This window comes from Lysinibacillus sp. CTST325 (assembly GCF_054665055.1).
The window spans coordinates 138,238-159,296 of sequence record NZ_BAAFHO010000004.1; the positions used below are offsets into that span (position 1 = coordinate 138,238).

Sequence of the window (21,059 nt, forward strand, 5' to 3'; positions counted from 1 at the left end):
TCATTCAGCTTATCATGTACGCATTTTAATCGTATAATGGAAGGACAGTCTTTTTTCCTTCATACTTACACATGCTCACTAGCTATACATTTTGAAAGGAGTGAGGTTATGGCATTGTCTATTGCCCAATTAGCTAAGGAACACCAAGAATTTATCCTTACCAAATTACAGGAAGCTGAACAGGCGTTACATCCTTCCTCTATTGAAGACGAAGAGCTAGTGCGTCGTGCTGTTTTTTCAGTGCGGAATAAATCAGTTGTCTTTGAACGTTTTAATGGAGCGAGTTCTACATTATATGCAAGCGTACAGGATGTCAGACCTGCTACTGTAGAAATTGATTTTGCCAAAGAGGAGCTACACTGCAACTGTCCTCAGCTGAAATGGTGTAGACATCAGGTTGGCTCATTGCTTGCTCTTTATCAGTATTTTGATTCGGTGCAAAATTGGTCAAGTGCGTGGCGCGCTCAAAAATCAGTGCAATTAAAATCATTAGCAGATGAACGAAGTCCGGAAAGCTGGAGATTGATGGTTGATGAAGTCATGAAACGTTTATTGCCACCTGGGCGAATTCTAGAAGGGTATGGCCTTTCTGCTATACGAACAGATGCATTGGAACGACTTCAACGGCATATGCCTTTCGAGCGTGAGTGGCAGCCACTTTATAAGCTTTTTATAGAGCTATCCATCTTTAATACAATATGGCGCCATTTAAATGAAACAAAAGGACATTCTTTGGATTCTCCTTATATGAAATATTTTATTGATCAAAGTGTTCAATCATTCGAAAGTATAATGGCGGAGCTAACGGGTCGATCACGACTTTTTGCCACTGATCCATTTTATGATGCGATTCAGGAGTTAGTTCGAGAATTTTTATTGGAACGACAAGGATTATTTGCTGATCGACTACAAATATATATGCTGCTTTGGGCAGTACTTTTTTACGAAAAGCCTCGTCGTGAACAGGAATTAGCACTTATAAATAGCCTTGAGAATCCTTCACCTGAGATTTCCTTACAGTCATTAAAATTGCTATTTTATGTGCTGCTACAAAAAGAAAGTTTATTACAGGAAAGCATTGCACATATTGATGGGCAACATATGCAGGACCTATTTGAGCTAGCTACTTTTGCAAAACGTGCTGGCGAATCACATGCACAGTCCATTATTTTACATGCGATGCTACCATTTGCCGAAGTCTTTTTACAGCAAACAGTGCCAGTTGTAAAGCGTGCTCAATATGTAAGGCAATTTCAGCTTTTATACGATGACATACAGCTTACGGAAGAACAGGAAGTCACATTATATAGTGCATTTGGTGTTTATGGGCTCCAACCGTTTTCGTTCTTTCTTATAAAAAAAGAACGTTATCGTGAATGGGCAGCCCTCCATCAGTTAAATCTCTCCTCCCTTTCATATTTAGAAATGTGTGGATTAAAAGATGTGCTTCAGGTTGCGCCTGCAACAGTATTGCCCTTATATCATCTATACGCCATGACTGAAATTACGCAAAAATCACGCATGAACTATAAGCAGGCTGTACGAATCTGGAAAAGTATGCGCAGTGCAGCAAAGCGTGCTGGTAAAACTGCTTATTTTGAGACATATATGCAAACAATTCGTGCAGAGTATAAACGACTTCGTGCATTACAGGAAGAAATTGAGAAAGGAAACTTAGTATGATGACTATAAATGCTCCTTCCCCGTTTTCAAAAAAACAACAGCTTCGTATTCAAGCAGCACAGGAAGGATATTTTACGTTACAGGGAATTACTGCTGATGGTGCAGCAATGGAAGCGGACTCACTCATTTCTTCATTATTTTTTAACTATGAAGCGAATGTCTATGGTTTATTAACCAATCGTTCAGAACGTACGATTGAAGTTTCAACCTCTGAGCTCCTTGATATTTTTTCACAGCGCTATCTGCATCCTTTTATTGACTGGCAAGGTGCGGACGCAGAAAGTCAGGTGTGGCTAGAAAAAGCGTCTACTTTACAAACGTATTGGCAGGAGCCCTCGCTCTGGTCACACGCAGTGATTGCAGATGATTTTTCCGCGCTAACATTCCCTATAGACGGTGAAGATACAGCTTTATTAGAAATAGCCGTGCAGCAAAAACTAGCCCAAGTAGGTCTTGTACTGTCTGATTTACCAAAGCTAATGCCATTTTTCTTGCGTGGTGGTTGGCCACTAGAGCAGGAACGACAGGCAGGTGCAGTTACTGTCTCCCTACGCTTAGGTGAGCCTGAGGAAGATTCAGATGTTTGGCTTTTAGAAACAGTTCTTAGTACGGCTACAGCCAAAAACTACTGGACGCCAGCTATGCGAAAGCAGTCACTACCAATTGCTGATGCTCTACCGGCAAAATGGCAAATGTATGCTGATGCTATTGAACAACAACAAGGACAAATTGTAGATCTTCTTTCTATTGAAGATTTACGTAGCGATATTTTTATCCGTATTATGCTTGACGATTTACAAGTTCGAACATTTTTACGTGAAGATTTAGCAAGATTACAAGCACTCGGCTTTGACGTTGTATTACCGGCTTGGCTAAAGGATTTAAAACAGTCAAAAATGCGTGTTCGCGTAAGTACTGGCAATGTAGCGACAAAGAAGGTTGCTGGACTAGATGATATTTTAACGTTCAAATGGCAGTTTTCTATGAATGGACAGTCCATTTCACCTGAGCAATTTAAAAAGCTTGTAGATGAGAAACGCGAATTCATTCGTATTGGTACAGAATGGTTTCGAGTCGATGCGAACTGGATGCAAGAAATGCGCGCATTAATGCAGCAAGCAGAAGATGAAAGCTGGACCGTTCGTGAATTACTATTCCGTGAGCTACCAGAGGATTTATCCTTACCTCCTGAAGAAGAGGATGCCGATGATGCAATGCGAGATGACCCGATTTTTGCATTCGAATTGCAAAAATCGCTTAAATCCTATATGGAGCAGCTGCAGGAAAAAAAAGGACTCCCTACTGTGCAGGTTCCTACATCTTTGCAGGCAGAATTACGTCCTTATCAGCATGAGGGCTTTGAATGGCTTGTCTTCATGCGAGAACAAGGCTTTGGTGCATGCTTAGCTGATGATATGGGTCTTGGTAAAACGGTTCAGCTTATTTCATATTTACTTCATCTTTATGAAACAATTGAGGATACAAAGCCATCCATCATTATTTGCCCTACGTCTGTGCTAGGCAACTGGCAAAAGGAACTTGCTCGTTTTGCTCCTTCCTTGAGTGTGCATACGCATTATCAGGCGAATCGAGCAAAGGAGGACGCTTTTAAACAGCTAGTAGGAAAAGAAAAACCACATGTCATTTTATCTACCTATGGCACGGTATCACAGGATGCAGAGTTTTTACAGGAAGTAGAATGGGCGACCGTTGTGCTAGACGAGGCTCAAAATATTAAAAATATGCAAACGCTACAATCAAGGGCCATTCGTAAATTACAAGGGACGCATCATATTGCTTTAACAGGTACACCAGTGGAAAACCGTTTATCCGAGCTATGGGCAATTTTTGACTTTATCCATAAGGGCTATTTAGGTAGCTTCGGTCGCTTTAATGAAGAATTTATTTTACCGATAGAACGAGATGAGTCTGAGTCACATAAACAGAAGTTACGTGCAAAAATTCAAGCGTTTTTACTTCGTCGTACAAAACGTGACCCACACTTACAGCTTAACTTACCAGATAAACAAGAGTCTCATGAGTACTGCCCATTAACAACTGAGCAAGCATCTCTATACGAAGGATATATATTAGAGACGCTCGATCAGCTGGAGCAATTAACAGGCTTTCAAAAGAAGGGACGCGTCTTAAAGATGCTCAGTAAGTTAAAGCAATTATGTAATCATCCTGCCTTGTATTTAAAAGAACCTTTAGAGGATGCCGAATCAATGCTAACTCGTTCTACAAAATTAGAACGTATCGTGCAAATGGCTACAGAAATCGTGGACAATGGCGAGCAGTGCCTCATTTTCACACAATATATCGGAATGGGGCAATTACTACAGCATTGTTTTAGTGAACTATATAATATTGATGCACCTTTCTTAACAGGTGCAATGCCTAAGCAGCAGCGTGACCGCTTAGTAGAGACGTTCCAGGCAGGAGATTTCCCAATCTTTATCCTTTCCTTAAAAGCGGGTGGAACAGGGCTCAATTTAACAGCAGCAAATCATGTATTACACGCAGATCGCTGGTGGAATCCTGCTGTTGAAAATCAAGCGACAGACCGTGCATATCGAATTGGCCAAACACAATTTGTACAAGTGCATAAGTTTGTTACAATTGGTACTATCGAAGAGAAAATCGATAAAATGCTAGCCCAAAAATCTGCACTATCAGAAGAACTAATTCAATCAAGCCAGTGGTTAACTGAATTAGAAGATGACGAACTCCGTGATTTAATGAAGCTCGATTTTTAAAGATGTGAGATGCGCCAAGAGCACAACGTTCTTGGCGCTCTTTTATTTCAGTGGATCTTACTGTTACTTCTTCCCCTACTTACTTCATATTCATATTTAGTTGTGTTAAACATGCTCATTGCTGTGCGGTCTTCAGCAATGAACTACGTTATGAAATGTAGACATCATTCCTTTCAAAAATTGATTACGGCGCAAGTAATAGAAGGAAATGGCGGATCAGACAACTTGTCCCTTGCCCCGTATGTACCAAATAGAGCTGCTATATTGCTGGCAATTGTACTTCTGCCTCAGGTAGCACAAAATCCTTTAAGCCTTCCTGCTCATCTGGTGGCTTTGGAGGCACAATCGCCTCATCGCTATCCCTTGGCTTAAGCCGATAAAATCGGACATCTTCTACGACTACTTCTGTTATAAAAACCTTTGTGCTTTCTTCATTTAAAAATGATCTTGATTGAATACGACCATTCACCCCAATTAATGAGCCTTTTCCGCAATATTTGACGATATGCTCTGCAAGCCTTCCCCATACTGTACAAAGAATAAAGTCAGCATCCACTTCCCCACGACTGTTTTTGTAATTGCGATTAATGGCTAGAGTAAAATGTGCTTGCACGCGATTTCCAGATAAGTGTCGTAACACTGGATCCTTTGTTAACCTTCCGACCAGTCCGACTTGGTTCATTGATTCACCTCCTTTGCTTTTGATTGCTCTCATCTTACAAAAATTAATCCACCGTTGGCAAAAGTCGATTTTTATCATTTCCCTTATTTTTTAATCATAAATTGGGTATATTGAGTATTTTATTTTTCATTTATTGAAAGATTTTTTGGGCCGAATGCTTTCCGCTGTAATAGCAAATGCTAATTGTTGAAATATACAATTTCGCTGTTTTTGCAGATTGTGCGAAAACACAGCATTGACCCTATCATCAATTATGCCTCGGCGTAATTGTTGCTGTCGCTTCAGTTAAACAATGCGTCCGGATTCGGCTTTGTGCTTAGGGCGGCAGATGGTTTTGGCGTGAAAGCGTAGCGGCAGCGGCAGTTGGGTTTTGGCGCGAAAGCGTAGCGGCAGCGGCAGTTGGGTTTTGGCGCGAAAGCGTAGCGGCAGCGGCAGTTGGGTTTTGGCGCGAAAGCGTAGCGGCAGCGGTATGATGCTCGTCACTCAGTCGTGTGTTGTTGCTGACGTTTCGCTTTCGCTACCAAAACACTTGCTGAATGAAGTAAAACATGGCTAATTGAATATGTTATACTAAAAAGGATGACCGACTTAGGAGGATTTTACATAATGAAAACATTTAAGATGCTTTCCTTTGACCTTGTCACAAAAGACGGCATGCAACCTTTCCCTTTAGTCGATGGTATTATTATTAACCAGGAGAACAGCCATCAATCTTGGATTCTCGAACTGTTTATGGACCGGCAATATCGTTCAATTTTTGATGAACTTTTAGCAAATGCTACTGTCTTTAATGTACGTGCGGTTATTTCATTTCCAGATAATGAGCCTGCTCCTTTCCAGGTTGTCGTACATACAGTTCAAGAAATTGGCGAGCACATCTCTGTCCTTTTAAAAGGGACACTAAAGACAAAACGCTCGAAATATGCCGAGCAATTACTAGCCGAATTACTAGCTGAGGGAGTTACGTTAGATAAGCTATTGGACCGCTTCTCACACGGTATGAAAGAACGACCAAAACTCAAAAATGATTGAACTCGATTTAACGATGCAAAAATTTGCATCGTTATTTTTTTATTGGACAGGTAGAGATTTTAAGGTAAAATACGATGTAAAAATTATAGGAGGTAACTACACTTGAATATTGCTATTAGGGAAAAGCCTTTTAAATTATTGTGGCTTGAGGCTTTAAAGAAGAGGTTGTTCGAGAAGGACCCTGATTTTAGCTATTATAATGAGCAATTTCGAAGATTAGATGCTGGCTTTGCTGGTGAAAGAAGAGTTGACCGTGAATGGCTTGAATTAGTATGTCCCTATACTTTTTTGGTGTTACATAATTTAATTCTGATGAATTCTGCTCAGCATTCACATCAACTCGATACGCTTTTCATTTGCAGTCATTTTATGCTAGTTGTTGAAATTAAAAATATTAACGGACGTCTTGATTTTGACGACATTACTCATCAATGTATTCGAACGAAGCCAGATGGAACTGTCGAAGGATTTCCCAATGCAATTACTCAGATCCAGCGACATATGCAATTTCTTAAAGTTATTTTTCAAAACTATTCTCTCCCCATTGAGGGTGCGGTTATCATTGCTAACCCCTCTGCTATCATTGCCAGTCATCCAAATACAATTCCGATTTTCCATGTTTCAGGACTTCAAAAACATCTTCATTCCCTTTTTAAAAAATATACACAAACCATTTTAAGCGCTGAACAGCTAACTCAGATTGCACAACAACTCCATAATAGACATCAGCCATCGAAAATTCCGGCTTCTATTGATTCATCAAGATATCGCCAAGGCGTGCTTTGTCCGAAATGCCAATATAAATCTCAAATGCACCATGCTCGCGGTATTTGGCGATGTTCGTACTGTCAATTTGCAAACGAAGAAATTTTTGCTGAAGCGTTACAAGATTATCGATACTTAGTTGGATCAACAATCACCAATAAACAGTTACGTGAATTTTTCGGTATTCATTCCAGTGATGCTGCAAATCGCTTACTTAGAAAATTTCAATTTCCCTATACAGGTTCATATAAAAATCGTGTTTACCAATTACCCGAAAATTTAGTGGAAAATATGAAGCCATTTTTCCGCTCTTCTTGAGGATATTTAATGGGTTGGTTCGTTACCTTCGCGTGGGGGATTCATTCTCTTCGCGGGTATTCTCCTCTCTTCCGCGGGTAATTCCCTTTCTTCCGCGGGTATTTCCTCCTCTTCCGCGGGTATTCACTCCTCTTCCGCGGATATTTCCCTCTCTTCCGCGGGTATTCACTTCTCTTCCGCGGGTATTCGCTCTCTTCGCGGGTATTCTCCTCTCTTCCGCGGGTATTCACTTCTCTTCCGCGGATATTCACCTCTCTTCCGCGGGTATTTCCCTCTCTTCCGCGGGTATTCACTTCTCTTCCGCGGATATTTCCCTCTCTTCCGCGGGTATTTCCTCCTCTTCCGCGGGTATTTCCTTCTCTTCCGCGGATATTCTCTTCTCTTCCGCATTCGCTCTCTTCGCGGGTATTCATTTCTCTTCCGCGGATATTCGCTCTCTTCGCGGGTATTTCCTTCTCTTCCGCGGGTATTTACCTCTCTTCCGCGGGTATTCTCCTCTCTTCCGCGGGTATTCTCCTCTCTTCCGCGGGTACTCTCTTCTCTTCCGCGGATATTCACCTCTCTTTCGCGGGTATTCACTTCTCTTCCGCGGGTATTCGCTCTCTTCGCGGGTATTCTCCTCTCTTCCGCGGGTATTCTCTTCTCTTCCGCGGGTATTCTCCTCTCTTCCGCGGGTACTCTCTTCTCTTCCGCGGATATTCACCTCTCTTCCGCGGGTATTCTCTTCTCTTCCGCGGGTATTCACTTCTCTTCCGCGGATATTTCCCTCTCTTCCGCGGGTATTCGCTCTCTTCGCGGGTATTCGCTCTCTTCGCGGATATTCTCTTCTCTTCCGCGGGTATTTCCTTCTCTTCCGCGGGTATTCACTCCTCTTCCGCGGGTATTCACTCCTCTTCCGCGGGTATTTCCTTCTCCGCGGGTATTTCCTTCTCTTCCGCGGGTATTTCCCTTTCTTCCGCGGGTATTCACTTCTCTTCCGCGGGTATTCGCTCTCTTCGCGGGTATTCTCCTCTCTTCCGCGGGTATTTACCTCTCTTCCGCGGGTATTTACCTCTCTTCCGCGGGTATTTACCTCTCTTCCGCGGGTATTCGCTCTCTTCGCGGGTATTCTCCTCTCTTCCGCGGGTATTTCCTTCTCTTCCGCGGGTATTCACTCCTCTTCCGCGGGTATTCTCCTCTCTTCCGCGGGTATTCTCCTCTCTTCCGCGGGTATTTCCCTTTCTTCCGCGGGTAATTCCCTTTCTTCCGCGGGTATTCACTCTCTTCGCGGGTATTCTCCTCTCTTCCGCGGGTATTTCCTTCTCTTCCGCGGGTATTCACTCCTCTTCCGCGGGTATTTACCTCTCTTCCGCGGGTATTCTCCTCTCTTCGCGGGTATTCACTTCTCTTCCGCGGGTATTCGCTCTCTTCGCGGGTATTCTCTTCTCTTCCGCGGGTATTTCCTTCTCTTCCGCGGGTATTCACTCCTCTTCCGCGGGTATTCACTCCTCTTCCGCGGGTATTCACTCCTCTTCCGCGGGTATTCACTCCTCTTCTGCGGGTATTTCCTTCTCTTCCGCGGGTATTCACTTCTCTTCCGCGGATATTCACCTCTCTTCCGCGGGTATTCGCTCTCTTCGCGGGTATTCACTTCTCTTCCGCGGGTATTCGCTCTCTTCGCGGGTATTCTCCTCTCTTCCGCGGGTACTCTCTTCTCTTCCGCGGATATTCACCTCTCTTCCGCGGGTATCCGCTCTCTTCGCGGGTATTCACTTCTCTTCCGCGGGTATTCACTCCTCTTCCGCGGGTATTTACCTCTCTTCCGCGGGTATTCACTCCTCTTCCGCGGGTATTCACTCCTCTTCCGCGGGTATTTACTTCTCTTCCGCGGGTATTCTCCTCTCTCCCGCGGGTATTCTCCTCTCTCCCGCGGGTATCTCCCTTTCTCCCGCGGGTATCTCCCTTTCTCCCGCGAATATTCTTCTCTCCCGCGGGTATTCTCTTCTCTCCCGCGGGTATTACCTTTCTCTCCTGCGAATATTCTTCTCTCCCGAGCGGGGATTTCTCCCTTTCGTGAATTCAAAATGAAAAAAGAGTGTTCCATTGGATGGAAACACTCTTTTTTATATTATCGCGTTACTTTCTCTTCGACGATCTTTTCTTTAACAACACCGTTTGCATTTGGTACGTTGTTTGTACCATTTAGATCAGCATTTGTTCCTGGCGTTGTAGTAGTCCCTGGTACTGTTGTTCCCGGTACTGTCGTCGTACCTGGTGTTGTAGTTCTTGGTACGGTAGTGCCTGGTGTTGTGGCTTCAGGAAGAACAGTATTTCTTCGAGACGGCTCTACAACGTCTTCTACTTTCTCAACACCTCGGCGAACGTCGTGTTTAACATTCTCGACTGGTCTTGTTTCAACAGCCTTGTTTCCCCAGTTACAACCTCCAAGGAATAAAGCAGCAAGAATAATTGCCAAAAATGACATTCTCCACATATAAAAATCCTCCTTTCTCGATGCTATGTCAGCAAATACAATGTGTGTATTTGTGATCCTACATAGATTGCCCGGGAAAGGAGGGAACTATCCGATTTTTTTACAAACTATTTTTGTTTTTCTTTTAATAGTTGTTCAACGTATGCTGCTTCTGCTTTACAGTTGTAGCTATAATTTGTACCTAGCTCTTTTTGCATGGCCTCGATTGTTTCAATTTGCTTAGCTGTTGGTTCTTCATTTAAAATTTTAGCAATTACTTCATCAATTTTTTGCGCCATCTCTTCATGGAATTCAGTACTCATCAAAACATCTGCTGGGATTTTTTCGATCCATGCGGCATTTTCTTGAAAATAAGTTTGCCAGCTAGCAATAAAGTCTTCCATAGAAAAACGCTCTTCTTTCCAATCAATACTTGCTAAGTATGATTCAAAAGATGTTGAAATCGAACGCGTAATGCTAATTTTAACACCTGAAGACAATTCCTTATACATCTATATAATCCTCCTACGTTTTAAAAACAAAACTAAAATTACATGTATTTCAATTCACAATCACATATATGCCATTGCATTTTTATAAAACATCTCAATCCTTGATATCTTTAACTGCATTCCCGTCACTGAAAGTGCTGAATGTAATAAACTATTAAAAAGATTAACAGTAAAGACATTATTCGACATCATTATTTTAAATCTTTTAGCCTATAATTGCAAATTAAGCCTATTTTGGTTGCTCAGGTCCAATAGCGAATAAAATATCCGCTTCACATACTAGTTCTCCATCGACTGTGGCCACACCGTGACCTTTGCCCATTACTCCACGTAGTTTTACGAACTCTACCTCTAATCGAAGTTGATCTCCCGGTACTACTTGGCGCTTGAAACGACAATTATCAATACCCGTCAAGAAAGCTAGACGACCTTTGAATTCATCTGCATTTAATAATGCTACACCACCAACTTGTGCTAACGCCTCTACAATTAAAACCCCAGGCATTACTGGATAGCCAGGGAAATGTCCATTAAAAAAGTCTTCGTTCATAGAGACATTTTTTAAACCAACTGCACGCTTGCCTTCTTCTAATTCAATAATACGATCAACGAATAAAAAAGGATAACGATGCGGTAAAATTGCTTGAATTTGTTCTGCTGTTAACATTTTCTTTTCCCCCTTAATATCAATTTCGCCTTGGCGTAATGCGGCCGGATTTTGAATAAAAATCCATGACATCCGCCAGAGGCTATATCTTCATTCAGTAGGTGTAGGACACCCACTAAATGAAGATATTTTATGTAAACACAAAGTATGGTAAAGAATAATTTTATTCTTTACCATTCATAATATCAAATATATGCTGCCATGTTTCTGGTTTGAAAACGTCCATGGCTTTACCTTGTCCAATTACACTATAGCCAAACATTGCACCTACAACTGCGGCAATAACAACTAAGATGATAATAAGTACAACGCGAAGCCAAATCGGAATCAGCCGTATTTGCACCCATCGAACCTCTCCATTTGAGCCGTGTTCCTTCTCTTCTGGTGGCGTATCGGTTTCTTTTGTTTGCATAGAACCTCGACTTGAATCGTTTGTCATAGATTGTACTCCTCTTCATTACTTACTAAACAGTAATAACGGATTTACTATCGAATACCATTAATGAGCCCAAGCATTTGGTCAGCTAAAGTGACAGCTCTTGCATTGAATTGATAAGAACGCTGCGTCTGAATTAAATCCGTCATTTCCTTTGAAAGATTTACATTCGACATTTCTAGCGAACCGTTCTGCATGCCAATTTGCTGACGATTTGCTCCTCGTAATTCAGTGACAACTTCAGCTTGTGTATATCCAAGCTGAGCTAGGTTATTCGGCAATCCAACGTAGGAGCCAGAAATTTTCTCCATTAGCTGTGGCTTTTGGAACTCTGTCACTGCTACATCAGTACGAATAACATCTCCATTTGGATAGGATGCCTCTAATACGCCTCCATCACGGATCGCGAAACTTTTTACATTATCAGGTAATGTAATAGCTTGTCCTGTTGAATTTGCCAATGGATATCCATCTGCATTTACAACCATTACTGTTCCATTATTTAATGGTGATAAATAAAAGTCACCTTGACGAGTATACACTGTTTTCGTGCCATTTTCACCATCTGGCATTAAAATATTGAAATATTGCTTTGATTTTGTAAAGGCTAAATCAAGGTCACGATTGGTTGTTTGTAGAGAGCCTTGCTTTTGATTTGATTGGATTTGTCCAAGCATTGCACCTGATCCATAACGGATGCCAACAGGTGATTGTCGATCAGCTCGGTCTAGCTTGTCATTATTATATTGCTGATAAAGTAATTCATTAAATGTAGCTTCTTGTGTTTTATAGCCGAGTGTGCTGCTATTGGCAATGTTATTACTAATTGTATCTAGTCTATTTTGTAATTGCCCCATTGTGTTTGTTGCAGTCATCATTGTACGTAGCATGTTCAAACGCCTCCAGTTTGCCTATTATACTTTTCCGATTTCATTTGCAGCCTTTTCCATACTGCGATCGTAAGCCTGTAACACTTTTTGGTTAGCTTCGAAAGCGCGATATGCTGTCATTAAATCAGTCATTGTACGACTAGAGTCTACGTTTGAGCCCTCTAGAAAATTTTGACGCAGTGTAAAGGCTACGCCATTGGCACCGTAAGCTGTCGGCAAGTTCTCACCATTTTCAGTTCGAATTAAACCATTATCCTGCTTACGTAGCATGTTCGGATTCGCTGAAAATGATACTCCAACACGAGCTACTTGCTGATTATTGACATAAATCGCCCCGTTCTCATCTAGGCGAAAATCATCATTCGGTAGCTGGATGCGTTGACCTCTGTCTGATAGCACATACAGTCCCTGTGGATTTACTAAATAGCCTTGGCCATCTAATGTAAAATTCCCGTTGCGTGTATATGCTTCGCCCCCATCTGGATGTGCTAAACGGAAGAAAATAGATCCAGAAGTACCATCTTCATTTTGCGGTAAGTTTCCATCGATCAAAGCCATATCTGTCGTAAAATCAGTGCTATAGATTTGACCTTGTATGTAATTTGGTAATGTTTCTTGCATATAAATCCCTGTATTTAATGCGCCTACTTGACTCATATATTGAGAGCCTGCTTGCTGGTTAGCAGGTGCATTCGTTTTTCCTACACTTGACATGAGCATATCAGGAAATGAGCGGATTGTTGATTGGTCTGCTTTAAATCCTGGTGTATTCGCATTTGATAGATTGTTGGTAAGTAATTCTGTTCTTCTTTGTTGTGCAATCATACCAGTTGCAACTGTATAAAACCCTTTAAACAAAGGAATCACCTCATTATGTTTTTATAAGGATGCGGGCACTCGATCAATGTTTTCAAGCATAATGCCTGTACCAATTGCTACACAATCCATAGGTTGCTCTGCAATGAACACAGGTACTTTTAGCTCTTCGATTAATAGCTGGTCCATACCATGTAATAATGCACCACCGCCAGTAATAATGACCCCACGATCAATTATATCTGCTGATAGCTCTGGTGGTGTTTTTTCTAATACATTTTTAGCAGATTGAACAATCATAGCAACCGATTCATGTAATGCACGTTCAATCTCCTCAGAGTGAATCGTTATTGTACGTGGTAATCCTGTTACCATGTCTCGCCCACGAATGTCCATTGAATCATTTCGGCTACCTTTAAAGACTGTACCGATTGTAATTTTTATGGCTTCTGCAGTACGTTCACCAATTAGCAATTTATATTCTTTTTTAATATATTGTAAAATATCATTATCAAAAATGTCTCCTGCCACCTTGATGGACTCGCTCGTTACAATATCACCCATTGATAGGACTGCAATATCTGTTGTTCCGCCGCCAATATCGACTACCATATTGCCGCTAGGTTGGAATATATCCATGCCTGCTCCAATAGCTGCCACTTTTGGTTCTTCTTCTAAGTATACTTTTTTTCCGCCTGATTTTTCTGCAGCTTCACGAATAGCTTTTTGTTCAACACTAGTAATGTTTGTTGGACAGCAAATTAAAATACGTGGCTTAGCTAAAAATCCTTTGACGTTTAATTTGTTGATGAAATGTTTTAGCATCGCTTCTGTAACGTCAAAATCTGCAATGACACCATCTCGTAGTGGACGAATTGCAGTAATATTACCCGGTGTACGCCCTACCATTTGGCGAGCCTCTTCTCCCACCGCTAATACTTTATTTGTTTTTTTATCGATCGCCACAACTGATGGTTCATTTAAGACGATTCCTTTGCCTTTAACGTGTATTAATACGTTCGCAGTTCCTAAGTCAATGCCAATATCTTTCGAAAACATTTTATAATTTCTCCTTCCCGCCATTTCCAACTACATAACGTTCGTTTTTATCTGTTTATCTAGAATATTTTATCATATACCACTGGTAATTACACCTAATTTTAGTTAATTGAACTGCATTCTTTCAATTATATGAACACTTATTGAAAAGAAGAAATCGTTTCAGCATTTTTTTGATTCATCTCCTAAAGTGGTGTTGATATCCGTTCAGACTGGGCGCATTCCTGGGGGTGTCTGGACAACAGGTGTTTTTTTGTACGAAAGCGTAGCGATAGCAAACAGCAGAATGTTGGTCACGAGGCGATATTATAGGGCGTGATGCTTTCCCCTACACGCTTCGCTGCGCTCCAAGGCCTCATCTGTGATGCTGATCCCCAAGGAGTCGCTAAGTCTCTACTACAATCAACTAATATACGCAATGTTTATCCCAACTTTGTGCTGAGTCGATTTTATGTAAGGAAGCTTGTCCTTTGCATCAAAAAAGAACGAATCAATCTTGACTCGTTCTTTCCTTCCACTTGTTTTTCGTTGCCTCTCCTCCGCGAATATGACGTACGGCCTTATGGTAGGCGAGTATTTCCTTTACTTGCTCAGCTAATCCTTCATGAATTGTTGGCAGTCGCTCTGTTAAATCTTTGTGCACCGTACTTTTTGAATAACCTGTCATTTTCGCGAGGACACGCACAGTTTCACGCGTCTCAATCAATAATTCACCGAGGCGTATGCAGCGCTTCCGAATGTGCTCGTGCACGTTCTTCGTCCTTTCCACACAATTTCACAAATGGCATCAGATGCACGTCTGCGCATTTCTTCACCTTATGTGAGGACAAAGCTATTCAGAACACGTTTTACATTTTCACGATAAAGTACCGATTTTTTATGCATTTTTTAGTATTCGTTTCTTCCAATGTAAATTATCATTTACTATATTAAAAATCTACGAATTTCCTATCACCAATTTGCCAAGGTTTGGTTACTGCTGAAAAGTGTCTTAAACCAGTAGAAGTCTCCCACCTATAAAGGTGAGAGACTTCTACTGAAATAAATTAAAATGCTAGTGATTTTTTCGGATTAATATATTTCCCGTTTTCTAGTACTTCAAAATGCAAGTTTACGCCAGCGCTTTGGTTCCACTCATTGTCAGTTGCTTTTCCAAGTACTTGACCTTGTGTTACCTCATCGCCTTCCTTGACAGCAATGTCTTTTACAGAGCTGTAATGTGTTTCCTTACCATCTGCATGCTCAATAACAATTTTATTGCCTGTAAATGCATCAAGCTTTACTTGTTTTACTTTACCACTTAGAGCAGCAAGTACTTCAAATTCTTCACCATTCATAGAAAGAGTAATACCGGAAGATGTCGTAAATGTTTGATTAAATACCATTAGTGCTTTTTCACGTGACTCTGCATTAGCCTCTACTTCATAAAACTCTTGTGAAACTTGAATTTTACTAAGATTCGCTTCTTTGAATGGGTACTTCATTGTTTCTGTTTTTGCATTTGTTTCAACTACAGGACCTGAATCTACTTCTGCTACATTTGTTGACGGAGCCTCTTCTACTTTTGATACGAGACTATTGTAACCAAGCAGTATACCTGCTAGCATTAGAGCCCCACCAGCGTAAACGGCTGGCCAAAACCACGGTTTCTTCTGTAATTGAACTTTTTCATCTTGTTGACTTTGAGAAGTTTTACTATTTTTATCCTCTCTCATTTTCATCACCTCTAGTTGCAGTGTGAACAACTAGAAGTTATTTTAAACATGCATCTATCTTTTTTATTTCAATATCTTGATAATAATAGTGTAAAATTTCGTCAGCAGTTTTCCCATCACTTGCCATAGCCTCTGCTCCATATTGACTCATTCCTACCCCGTGCCCGTATCCTTTCGTACTCACTTGCACTTTTCCAGCGGCAGAATTATAGTCAATTTTAAAATCCGTTGATGATATTTCTAAAAGTGTTCGTACTTCTCGTCCTGACCATACATTCTTACCTAACTGCATGCGCTCAACACGTCCTGAATCATTAAAAAAAAGCTGTACACGGCTGAAGTCACTTACCTGCCATTTAACAGGCCACAGTGCATTCCATTCAGCTAATGTCCATTCTTTCATCGCTGAAAACTTTGGTGATGTTAGATCCGAATTACTCGCAACACTTTGTAAATAAGGGACATCATTGCCACTAAAATCGTAGGCACTTTCAGTTTTCCCATTGCTCGTAGAATGAAACATTGCCGTAATTAATTCATTATTATATAGAAGAACTTGTCCTTTCGTTTCATTAATAGCCTCGACAATTTTCTTTTCATTCCCCGGGAAATTGCTAGTCCAATTCGCTTTTCTTTGCTCCTTATTGTAAAAAACTTGTCTAGCAACAGTAGGAGCGATAGCTATTTTACCGTAATTTGTCGATTTCAACGCGTATGTCCTCGCTGCAATAGCTTGCGCCTTTAAAGCTTCTTCTTTAAATGAAACAGGCATTTCTGCAGCTACCACACCAGTTACGTAAGTTTCTAAAGGGATTTTCTCCTGTTGTCCCTCCACTTCTATGAATATTTCACAAGCTTGTTCTGTTGTTGCAGGCGAATCCTTAACCGTAAGTCTCTCACCAAATGCCACAGGAAGCATATATAATGCTCCAATCAAACAAATTATGCCTATACTCATTATCCATTTTTTCATAAGGAATAATATGCTAGAATTCTTCAAAATATGTGGACGTTGACGAAAGTGTAGCGACAACGTTCCGATAAAATATAAAATTGTTCCGATAAATCTCGAAATCATTCCGATAAAACTAAACAAATGTGCTAAAGCGCTCAACAACGAAAAAACCCTCTGCTCGTAAGCAAAGGGTTTATAAATTTATTTAGTTTGCTGGTAATTCAACAGTTGCTTTCTCTTTAATGATAACTTCCTCAACTGGTACACGTTCAATTTGTGCGCCAAGTGCAGCCAGCTTGCCATGGAAATCGACATAACCGCGATCTAAATGATGAAGCTTTGTCACTCTAGTCACACCTTCTGATACAAGACCTGCTAAAATTAGTGCAGCCGCAGCTCGTAAATCAGTCGCCATTACTTCAGCACCCTGAAGATTTACAGGCCCTTCGATAAACACAGAACGTCCTTCTATTTTAGCACCGGCATTCATGCGACGGAACTCCTCAACATGCATAAAACGATTTTCAAATACCGTTTCCGTAATAATACTCGTACCTTCAGCAGTTAACATTAAGGCCATCATTTGAGATTGCATATCTGTCGGGAAGCCTGGATGTGGCATAGTTTTAATATCAACAGCTTTTAATGTTTTAGGAGCGCGTACACGGATTCCTTCATCTAGCTCAGTTATTTCTACACCCATTTCACGCATTTTTGCAATTAATGCTGTCATATGTTCAGGAACAGCATTTTCAATCGTTACATCCCCTTTTGTAATTGCTGCTGCAACCATAAATGTGCCAGCTTCAATTCGGTCAGGAATAATATGATGTTCTGTTCCATATAATGTATCGACTCCTTCGATACGAATCGTATTCGTACCTGCACCGATGACACGACCACCCATATTATTAATGAAGTTTGCAAGATCTACAATTTCAGGTTCTTTTGCAGCATTTTCAATTACAGTTGTTCCTTGCGCTAAGGCTGCAGCTGTCATAATATTTTCAGTTGCTCCAACGCTAGGGAAGTCCAAATACACATTTGCGCCTTTTAAACGTCCTTCTGCCTTCGCCTCTACATATCCATGACCAAAAGAAATTTTTGCCCCCATAGCTTCAAAACCCTTTAAATGTAACTCAATTGGACGGGAACCGATTGCACAGCCCCCAGGTAAAGCAACACGAGCATAGCCATTTCGAGCAAGTAAAGAACCCATCACTAAAATCGAAGCACGCATTTTACTAACAAATTCAAATTGAGCTTCACTAGAAAGTTCTTTTGTTGTATCTATATATACTGTATTGTCCTCAGGTATATATGTAACTGCCGCATTTAAACTTTTTAGTACTTCATTTATAGTAAAGACATCTGCTAAGTTAGGGACTTCTTTAATTACATTTTCTCCTTTAGAAGCAAGTAAAGCCGCTGCTAGGATTGGTAACACCGCATTTTTTGCGCCCTCTACGCGCACTTTTCCCTGTAGCTTTTGGCCGCCAGTCACTATTATTTTTTCCACCCTATGTCCCTCCGAATTCAATCTATTAATCTATCAAAATTTTATTTTAAAAAGAAGTATAATGTCATAATCAGTAAACAAACAACTCTATAGTACAACTTTTCTTACGCTCGTTCAAGCATCCAAATCACTATTTTACGTCATTTATTGATATTTTGCTATTTATTTATTGTACGCATGATTTTTTTTTTTGTGAATGACCAATAACACGGAAGAAAAGCGTTAATTTTCTAATATTTACCCATAGAATTGTGAACAAAAACCAAATCTAATGGATTTATATCAATTATTCCGAGGAATAATTGCGTCCGAATTCATCTCATCACCTTAAGAGATGGGAGACTTCTGTACCCGTCGCTAAGCTGCTTTCGGTACATAAATAATTGTAGCTGATGCTTTGCTTTCGCTACGAAAAACATCTGTAGCTGACGCTTTGCTTTCGCTACAAAAAACATCTGCTGAAAAAAGTTAAACTAATTTTTACATATTTCAAAGGACCGCATAAATTATGTTATAAAGCCCTGTGAAACATGTAGATTCAATTACTAACGTAAAGATAGTAATAAGGGGCTATTAAAATAAATATGGAAGCTTCCCTGACCAGTTTGAAATTTGCAGAAAGAAATTAGAAACGGCTGATCCTATCGCAATACTCACTAAAATATAAATTAATTGGATTTGAAAAACTTTATTCTTCTTAAAAATTTTTTCTAGCATAAACGCTTGTAGTGCATAAAAAGTAATAGCGATAAAAAATATATGCGATAAAATCCCTATTAAAGCTTCCTGCCCTATTGCCTCATATATTTCCATATTGGTTCCTCCATATTGATTCCTCTAGCGATACGCTCAAACGGTAGCATAATGTTAAAAAACGGACAGATGTTGAATCTGCCCGTTAAAATTTGAATTAGATATTACCCTCATGAACGTTGATACGATTCAACGCACGTTTTAATGCTAGGTCAGCACGTTTGAAATCAATGTTATCTTGTTTACCTTGAAGACGACCTTCAGCACGTTTAACGGCTTCTTTAGCACGTTTAACATCGATGCTTTCAGCAATTTCAGCAGACGGAGCTAAAATTGAGATTTTTTCAGGGCGAACTTCAATGAAACCACCGCTTAAAGCAACTAGTTCAGTTGAACCGTTTTCTTTTTTAAGCTTCACTGCACCAATAGCAAGTGGAGCAACCATAGGAATATGGCCTGCAAGAACACCGATTTCACCTGAAGTTGTTTTAGCGATTACCATTGATACTTCAGAATCGTATACTGGGCCGTCGGGAGTGACAATATTGACTAGAACTGTCTTCATATTTTTTCCTCCTCGTCCCTAGTATTAAACCTCTACGCCCATGCTTTTCGCTTTTTCAACTACTTCATCAATAGATCCAACTAGACGGAAAGCGTCTTCTGGTAGGTGATCCCATTTGCCATCAAGGATTTCCTTGAATGAGCGAACAGTTTCTTTAACAGGTACATAAGAACCTTTTTGACCAGTAAATTGTTCCGCAACGTGGAAGTTTTGAGATAAGAAGAATTGAATACGACGAGCACGTTCTACTGTTTGTTTATCTTCATCAGATAATTCATCCATACCTAAGATAGCAATGATATCTTGTAATTCACGGTAACGTTGGATTGTACGTTGTACACCAGTAGCGATTGCGTAGTGCTCAGCGCCTACGATTTCTGGTGATAAAGCACGAGAAGTCGAAGCTAATGGGTCAACCGCAGGGTAGATACCCATTTCTGATAATTTACGCTCAAGGTTAGTAGTTGCATCTAAGTGGGCGAAAGTTGTAGCCGGAGCCGGGTCAGTATAGTCATCGGCTGGTACATAGATCGCTTGAATAGAAGTTACAGAACCTTTGTTAGTAGATGTGATACGTTCTTGTAATTTACCCATTTCAGTTGCAAGTGTTGGTTGGTAACCTACCGCCGAAGGCATACGACCTAATAGGGCAGAAACCTCAGAACCTGCTTGTGTGAAACGGAAGATATTGTCGATGAATAAAAGTACGTCAGCACCTTGCTCATCACGGAAGTATTCTGCCATTGTAAGACCAGTTAAAGCTACACGCATACGTGCACCTGGTGGCTCGTTCATTTGACCGAATACCATCGCTGTTTGCTTGATAACGCCTGAATCGCTCATCTCGAAGAATAAGTCGTTCCCTTCACGAGTACGCTCACCTACACCAGCGAATACAGAGATACCTGAGTGCTCTTGTGCGATGTTGTTGATTAATTCTTGGATTAATACAGTTTTACCTACACCGGCACCACCGAATAGACCGATTTTACCACCTTTGATATATGGTGCTAATAAGTCTACTACTTTGATACCTGTTTCAAGAATTTCAACTGTAGTTGAAAGTTCATCGAAAGCTGGTGCTTCGCGGTGAATTGAATCACGACGAACGTCAGCTGGAATCTCTTCGCCTAAGTCGATTACTTCTCCAAGTACGTTGAATACACGACCTAAAGTAACTTCACCAACTGGTACTGAGATAGCTTTTCCTGAGTCTGTTACTTCTGCTCCACGTTGTAAGCCATCAGTAGATGACATTGCAATTGTACGAACAGAATCATCACCTAAATGAAGAGCAACTTCTAATGCAAGAATTGTTGGTTCTTCATTAGGACGTTCAATCTTAACTGTTAATGAGTTATAGATTGCTGGTAATTGGCCATTGTCAAACTTTACGTCAACAACTGGACCCATTACTTGAATAACATGTCCTTTATTCATTACTGTGTATCCTCCTATCGTATTCTTATACGACATTGGGA

27 protein-coding genes are annotated in these 21,059 nt (G+C 40.7%); 4 read left to right on the plus strand and 23 right to left on the minus strand.

What is annotated here, in order from left to right:
- Positions 1–108: 108 nt before the first annotated feature.
- Positions 109–1,683 carry a hypothetical protein gene (locus ACYQ73_RS12240; RefSeq protein ID WP_460012752.1) on the plus strand — a complete coding sequence of 525 codons (1,575 nt, stop codon included), beginning with the start codon at positions 109–111 and terminating at the stop codon, positions 1,681–1,683.
- Positions 1,680–4,442, plus strand: coding sequence for a DEAD/DEAH box helicase (locus tag ACYQ73_RS12245; protein WP_460012753.1), 2,763 nt, complete (start codon positions 1,680–1,682; stop codon positions 4,440–4,442). Before ACYQ73_RS12240 ends, ACYQ73_RS12245 begins: the two co-directional genes overlap by 4 nt.
- Before the next feature lie 259 nt (positions 4,443–4,701).
- Here the strand turns inward: ACYQ73_RS12245 and ACYQ73_RS12250 are convergent, their stop codons facing one another.
- Together ACYQ73_RS12250 and ACYQ73_RS12255 are read right to left on the minus strand one after the other, a co-directional pair.
- Positions 4,702–5,124, minus strand: a complete 423-nt coding sequence (locus tag ACYQ73_RS12250) for a single-stranded DNA-binding protein (protein WP_460012754.1) — start codon at positions 5,122–5,124, stop codon at positions 4,702–4,704.
- Positions 5,125–5,409: 285 nt separating this feature from the next.
- The gene (locus tag ACYQ73_RS12255) at positions 5,410–5,607 is read right to left on the minus strand and encodes a hypothetical protein (RefSeq protein WP_460012755.1); all 198 of its coding nucleotides are present in this window, start codon (positions 5,605–5,607) and stop codon (positions 5,410–5,412) included.
- A gap of 123 nt (positions 5,608–5,730) precedes the next feature.
- Between ACYQ73_RS12255 and ACYQ73_RS12260 the strand changes: the two genes are divergently transcribed.
- Both ACYQ73_RS12260 and ACYQ73_RS12265 read left to right on the plus strand, forming a co-directional pair.
- The gene (locus tag ACYQ73_RS12260; protein WP_460012756.1) at positions 5,731–6,156 is read left to right on the plus strand and encodes a YwpF family protein; all 426 of its coding nucleotides are present in this window, start codon (positions 5,731–5,733) and stop codon (positions 6,154–6,156) included.
- A 102-nt stretch (positions 6,157–6,258) separates the two neighbouring features.
- Complete coding sequence (locus ACYQ73_RS12265; protein ID WP_460012757.1) at positions 6,259–7,239, plus strand: nuclease-related domain-containing protein; 981 nt, start codon at positions 6,259–6,261, stop codon at positions 7,237–7,239.
- Between the two features lie 41 nt (positions 7,240–7,280).
- Here the strand turns inward: ACYQ73_RS12265 and ACYQ73_RS12270 are convergent, their stop codons facing one another.
- The 21 genes from ACYQ73_RS12270 to atpD form a co-directional block, all read right to left on the minus strand.
- Positions 7,281–7,469 (minus strand): hypothetical protein, encoded by a 189-nt coding sequence (locus ACYQ73_RS12270; RefSeq protein WP_460012758.1) that lies wholly within the window; start codon positions 7,467–7,469, stop codon positions 7,281–7,283.
- Positions 7,405–7,797 carry a hypothetical protein gene (locus tag ACYQ73_RS12275; protein WP_460012759.1) on the minus strand — a complete coding sequence of 131 codons (393 nt, stop codon included), beginning with the start codon at positions 7,795–7,797 and terminating at the stop codon, positions 7,405–7,407. Before ACYQ73_RS12275 ends, ACYQ73_RS12270 begins: the two co-directional genes overlap by 65 nt.
- Before the next feature lie 183 nt (positions 7,798–7,980).
- Complete coding sequence (locus tag ACYQ73_RS12280; RefSeq protein WP_460012760.1) at positions 7,981–8,208, minus strand: hypothetical protein; 228 nt, start codon at positions 8,206–8,208, stop codon at positions 7,981–7,983.
- Positions 8,205–8,393, minus strand: coding sequence for a hypothetical protein (locus ACYQ73_RS12285; RefSeq protein WP_460012761.1), 189 nt, complete (start codon positions 8,391–8,393; stop codon positions 8,205–8,207). Before ACYQ73_RS12285 ends, ACYQ73_RS12280 begins: the two co-directional genes overlap by 4 nt.
- The gene (locus tag ACYQ73_RS12290; protein ID WP_460012762.1) at positions 8,308–8,745 is read right to left on the minus strand and encodes a hypothetical protein; all 438 of its coding nucleotides are present in this window, start codon (positions 8,743–8,745) and stop codon (positions 8,308–8,310) included. Before ACYQ73_RS12290 ends, ACYQ73_RS12285 begins: the two co-directional genes overlap by 86 nt.
- A 120-nt stretch (positions 8,746–8,865) precedes the next feature.
- The gene (locus ACYQ73_RS12295) at positions 8,866–8,991 is read right to left on the minus strand and encodes a hypothetical protein (protein ID WP_460012763.1); all 126 of its coding nucleotides are present in this window, start codon (positions 8,989–8,991) and stop codon (positions 8,866–8,868) included.
- On the minus strand, positions 8,948–9,301 hold the full coding sequence (locus ACYQ73_RS12300) for a hypothetical protein (RefSeq protein WP_460012764.1): 354 nt from the start codon (positions 9,299–9,301) through the stop codon (positions 8,948–8,950). The genes ACYQ73_RS12295 and ACYQ73_RS12300 overlap by 44 nt, the downstream gene beginning before the upstream one ends.
- A gap of 45 nt (positions 9,302–9,346) precedes the next feature.
- A complete protein-coding gene (locus tag ACYQ73_RS12305; RefSeq protein WP_460012765.1) occupies positions 9,347–9,712 on the minus strand; it encodes a hypothetical protein in 366 nt (121 codons plus the stop codon).
- A gap of 107 nt (positions 9,713–9,819) precedes the next feature.
- Positions 9,820–10,203 carry a hypothetical protein gene (locus ACYQ73_RS12310; protein ID WP_248717834.1) on the minus strand — a complete coding sequence of 128 codons (384 nt, stop codon included), beginning with the start codon at positions 10,201–10,203 and terminating at the stop codon, positions 9,820–9,822.
- A gap of 229 nt (positions 10,204–10,432) precedes the next feature.
- Positions 10,433–10,870 (minus strand): 3-hydroxyacyl-ACP dehydratase FabZ, encoded by a 438-nt coding sequence (gene fabZ, locus ACYQ73_RS12315; protein WP_460012766.1) that lies wholly within the window; start codon positions 10,868–10,870, stop codon positions 10,433–10,435.
- Positions 10,871–11,033: 163 nt separating this feature from the next.
- On the minus strand, positions 11,034–11,309 hold the full coding sequence (locus tag ACYQ73_RS12320; protein WP_460012767.1) for a DNA-directed RNA polymerase subunit beta: 276 nt from the start codon (positions 11,307–11,309) through the stop codon (positions 11,034–11,036).
- Between the two features lie 47 nt (positions 11,310–11,356).
- Complete coding sequence (locus ACYQ73_RS12325; protein ID WP_460012768.1) at positions 11,357–12,196, minus strand: flagellar hook-basal body protein; 840 nt, start codon at positions 12,194–12,196, stop codon at positions 11,357–11,359.
- Between the two features lie 24 nt (positions 12,197–12,220).
- Positions 12,221–13,054 (minus strand): flagellar hook-basal body protein, encoded by an 834-nt coding sequence (locus ACYQ73_RS12330; protein WP_460012769.1) that lies wholly within the window; start codon positions 13,052–13,054, stop codon positions 12,221–12,223.
- Positions 13,055–13,075: 21 nt separating this feature from the next.
- Positions 13,076–14,071 carry a rod shape-determining protein gene (mreB, locus tag ACYQ73_RS12335; protein ID WP_053484433.1) on the minus strand — a complete coding sequence of 332 codons (996 nt, stop codon included), beginning with the start codon at positions 14,069–14,071 and terminating at the stop codon, positions 13,076–13,078.
- Between the two features lie 490 nt (positions 14,072–14,561).
- Complete coding sequence (locus ACYQ73_RS12340) at positions 14,562–14,822, minus strand: sporulation transcriptional regulator SpoIIID (RefSeq protein WP_049668034.1); 261 nt, start codon at positions 14,820–14,822, stop codon at positions 14,562–14,564.
- 295 nt (positions 14,823–15,117) lie between these two features.
- The gene (locus ACYQ73_RS12345) at positions 15,118–15,786 is read right to left on the minus strand and encodes a peptidoglycan DD-metalloendopeptidase family protein (protein WP_460012770.1); all 669 of its coding nucleotides are present in this window, start codon (positions 15,784–15,786) and stop codon (positions 15,118–15,120) included.
- 37 nt (positions 15,787–15,823) lie between these two features.
- Positions 15,824–16,744 (minus strand): stage II sporulation protein D, encoded by a 921-nt coding sequence (gene spoIID / locus ACYQ73_RS12350; protein ID WP_460012771.1) that lies wholly within the window; start codon positions 16,742–16,744, stop codon positions 15,824–15,826.
- Positions 16,745–16,946: 202 nt separating this feature from the next.
- On the minus strand, positions 16,947–18,260 hold the full coding sequence (murA, locus tag ACYQ73_RS12355) for a UDP-N-acetylglucosamine 1-carboxyvinyltransferase (protein WP_460012772.1): 1,314 nt from the start codon (positions 18,258–18,260) through the stop codon (positions 16,947–16,949).
- A 573-nt stretch (positions 18,261–18,833) separates the two neighbouring features.
- The gene (locus ACYQ73_RS12360; protein WP_460012773.1) at positions 18,834–19,073 is read right to left on the minus strand and encodes a DUF1146 family protein; all 240 of its coding nucleotides are present in this window, start codon (positions 19,071–19,073) and stop codon (positions 18,834–18,836) included.
- Positions 19,074–19,170: 97 nt separating this feature from the next.
- A complete protein-coding gene (locus ACYQ73_RS12365) occupies positions 19,171–19,578 on the minus strand; it encodes a F0F1 ATP synthase subunit epsilon (protein ID WP_268636088.1) in 408 nt (135 codons plus the stop codon).
- Between the two features lie 24 nt (positions 19,579–19,602).
- Complete coding sequence (gene atpD / locus ACYQ73_RS12370; RefSeq protein ID WP_053484439.1) at positions 19,603–21,018, minus strand: F0F1 ATP synthase subunit beta; 1,416 nt, start codon at positions 21,016–21,018, stop codon at positions 19,603–19,605.
- Between the last annotated feature and the right edge of the window lie 41 nt (positions 21,019–21,059).

Excerpts from the sequence above, each read along its gene's own strand:
- ACYQ73_RS12365 (WP_268636088.1), bottom strand. The coding sequence starts at position 19,578 with ATGAAGACAGTTCTAGTCAATATTGTCACTCCCGACGGCCCAGTATAC.
- ACYQ73_RS12250 (WP_460012754.1), bottom strand. The coding sequence starts at position 5,124 with ATGAACCAAGTCGGACTGGTCGGAAGGTTAACAAAGGATCCAGTGTTA.
- spoIID (WP_460012771.1), bottom strand. The coding sequence starts at position 16,744 with ATGAGTATAGGCATAATTTGTTTGATTGGAGCATTATATATGCTTCCT.
- ACYQ73_RS12345 (WP_460012770.1), bottom strand. The coding sequence starts at position 15,786 with ATGAGAGAGGATAAAAATAGTAAAACTTCTCAAAGTCAACAAGATGAA.
- mreB (WP_053484433.1), bottom strand. The coding sequence starts at position 14,071 with ATGTTTTCGAAAGATATTGGCATTGACTTAGGAACTGCGAACGTATTA.
- ACYQ73_RS12240 (WP_460012752.1), top strand. The coding sequence starts at position 109 with ATGGCATTGTCTATTGCCCAATTAGCTAAGGAACACCAAGAATTTATC.
- atpD (WP_053484439.1), bottom strand. The coding sequence starts at position 21,018 with ATGAATAAAGGACATGTTATTCAAGTAATGGGTCCAGTTGTTGACGTA.
- ACYQ73_RS12310 (WP_248717834.1), bottom strand. The coding sequence starts at position 10,203 with ATGTATAAGGAATTGTCTTCAGGTGTTAAAATTAGCATTACGCGTTCG.
- ACYQ73_RS12325 (WP_460012768.1), bottom strand. The coding sequence starts at position 12,196 with ATGCTACGTACAATGATGACTGCAACAAACACAATGGGGCAATTACAA.
- ACYQ73_RS12360 (WP_460012773.1), bottom strand. The coding sequence starts at position 19,073 with ATGGAAATATATGAGGCAATAGGGCAGGAAGCTTTAATAGGGATTTTA.
- ACYQ73_RS12320 (WP_460012767.1), bottom strand. The coding sequence starts at position 11,309 with ATGACAAACGATTCAAGTCGAGGTTCTATGCAAACAAAAGAAACCGAT.
- ACYQ73_RS12245 (WP_460012753.1), top strand. The coding sequence starts at position 1,680 with ATGATGACTATAAATGCTCCTTCCCCGTTTTCAAAAAAACAACAGCTT.
- ACYQ73_RS12305 (WP_460012765.1), bottom strand. The coding sequence starts at position 9,712 with ATGTGGAGAATGTCATTTTTGGCAATTATTCTTGCTGCTTTATTCCTT.
- fabZ (WP_460012766.1), bottom strand. The coding sequence starts at position 10,870 with ATGTTAACAGCAGAACAAATTCAAGCAATTTTACCGCATCGTTATCCT.
- ACYQ73_RS12260 (WP_460012756.1), top strand. The coding sequence starts at position 5,731 with ATGAAAACATTTAAGATGCTTTCCTTTGACCTTGTCACAAAAGACGGC.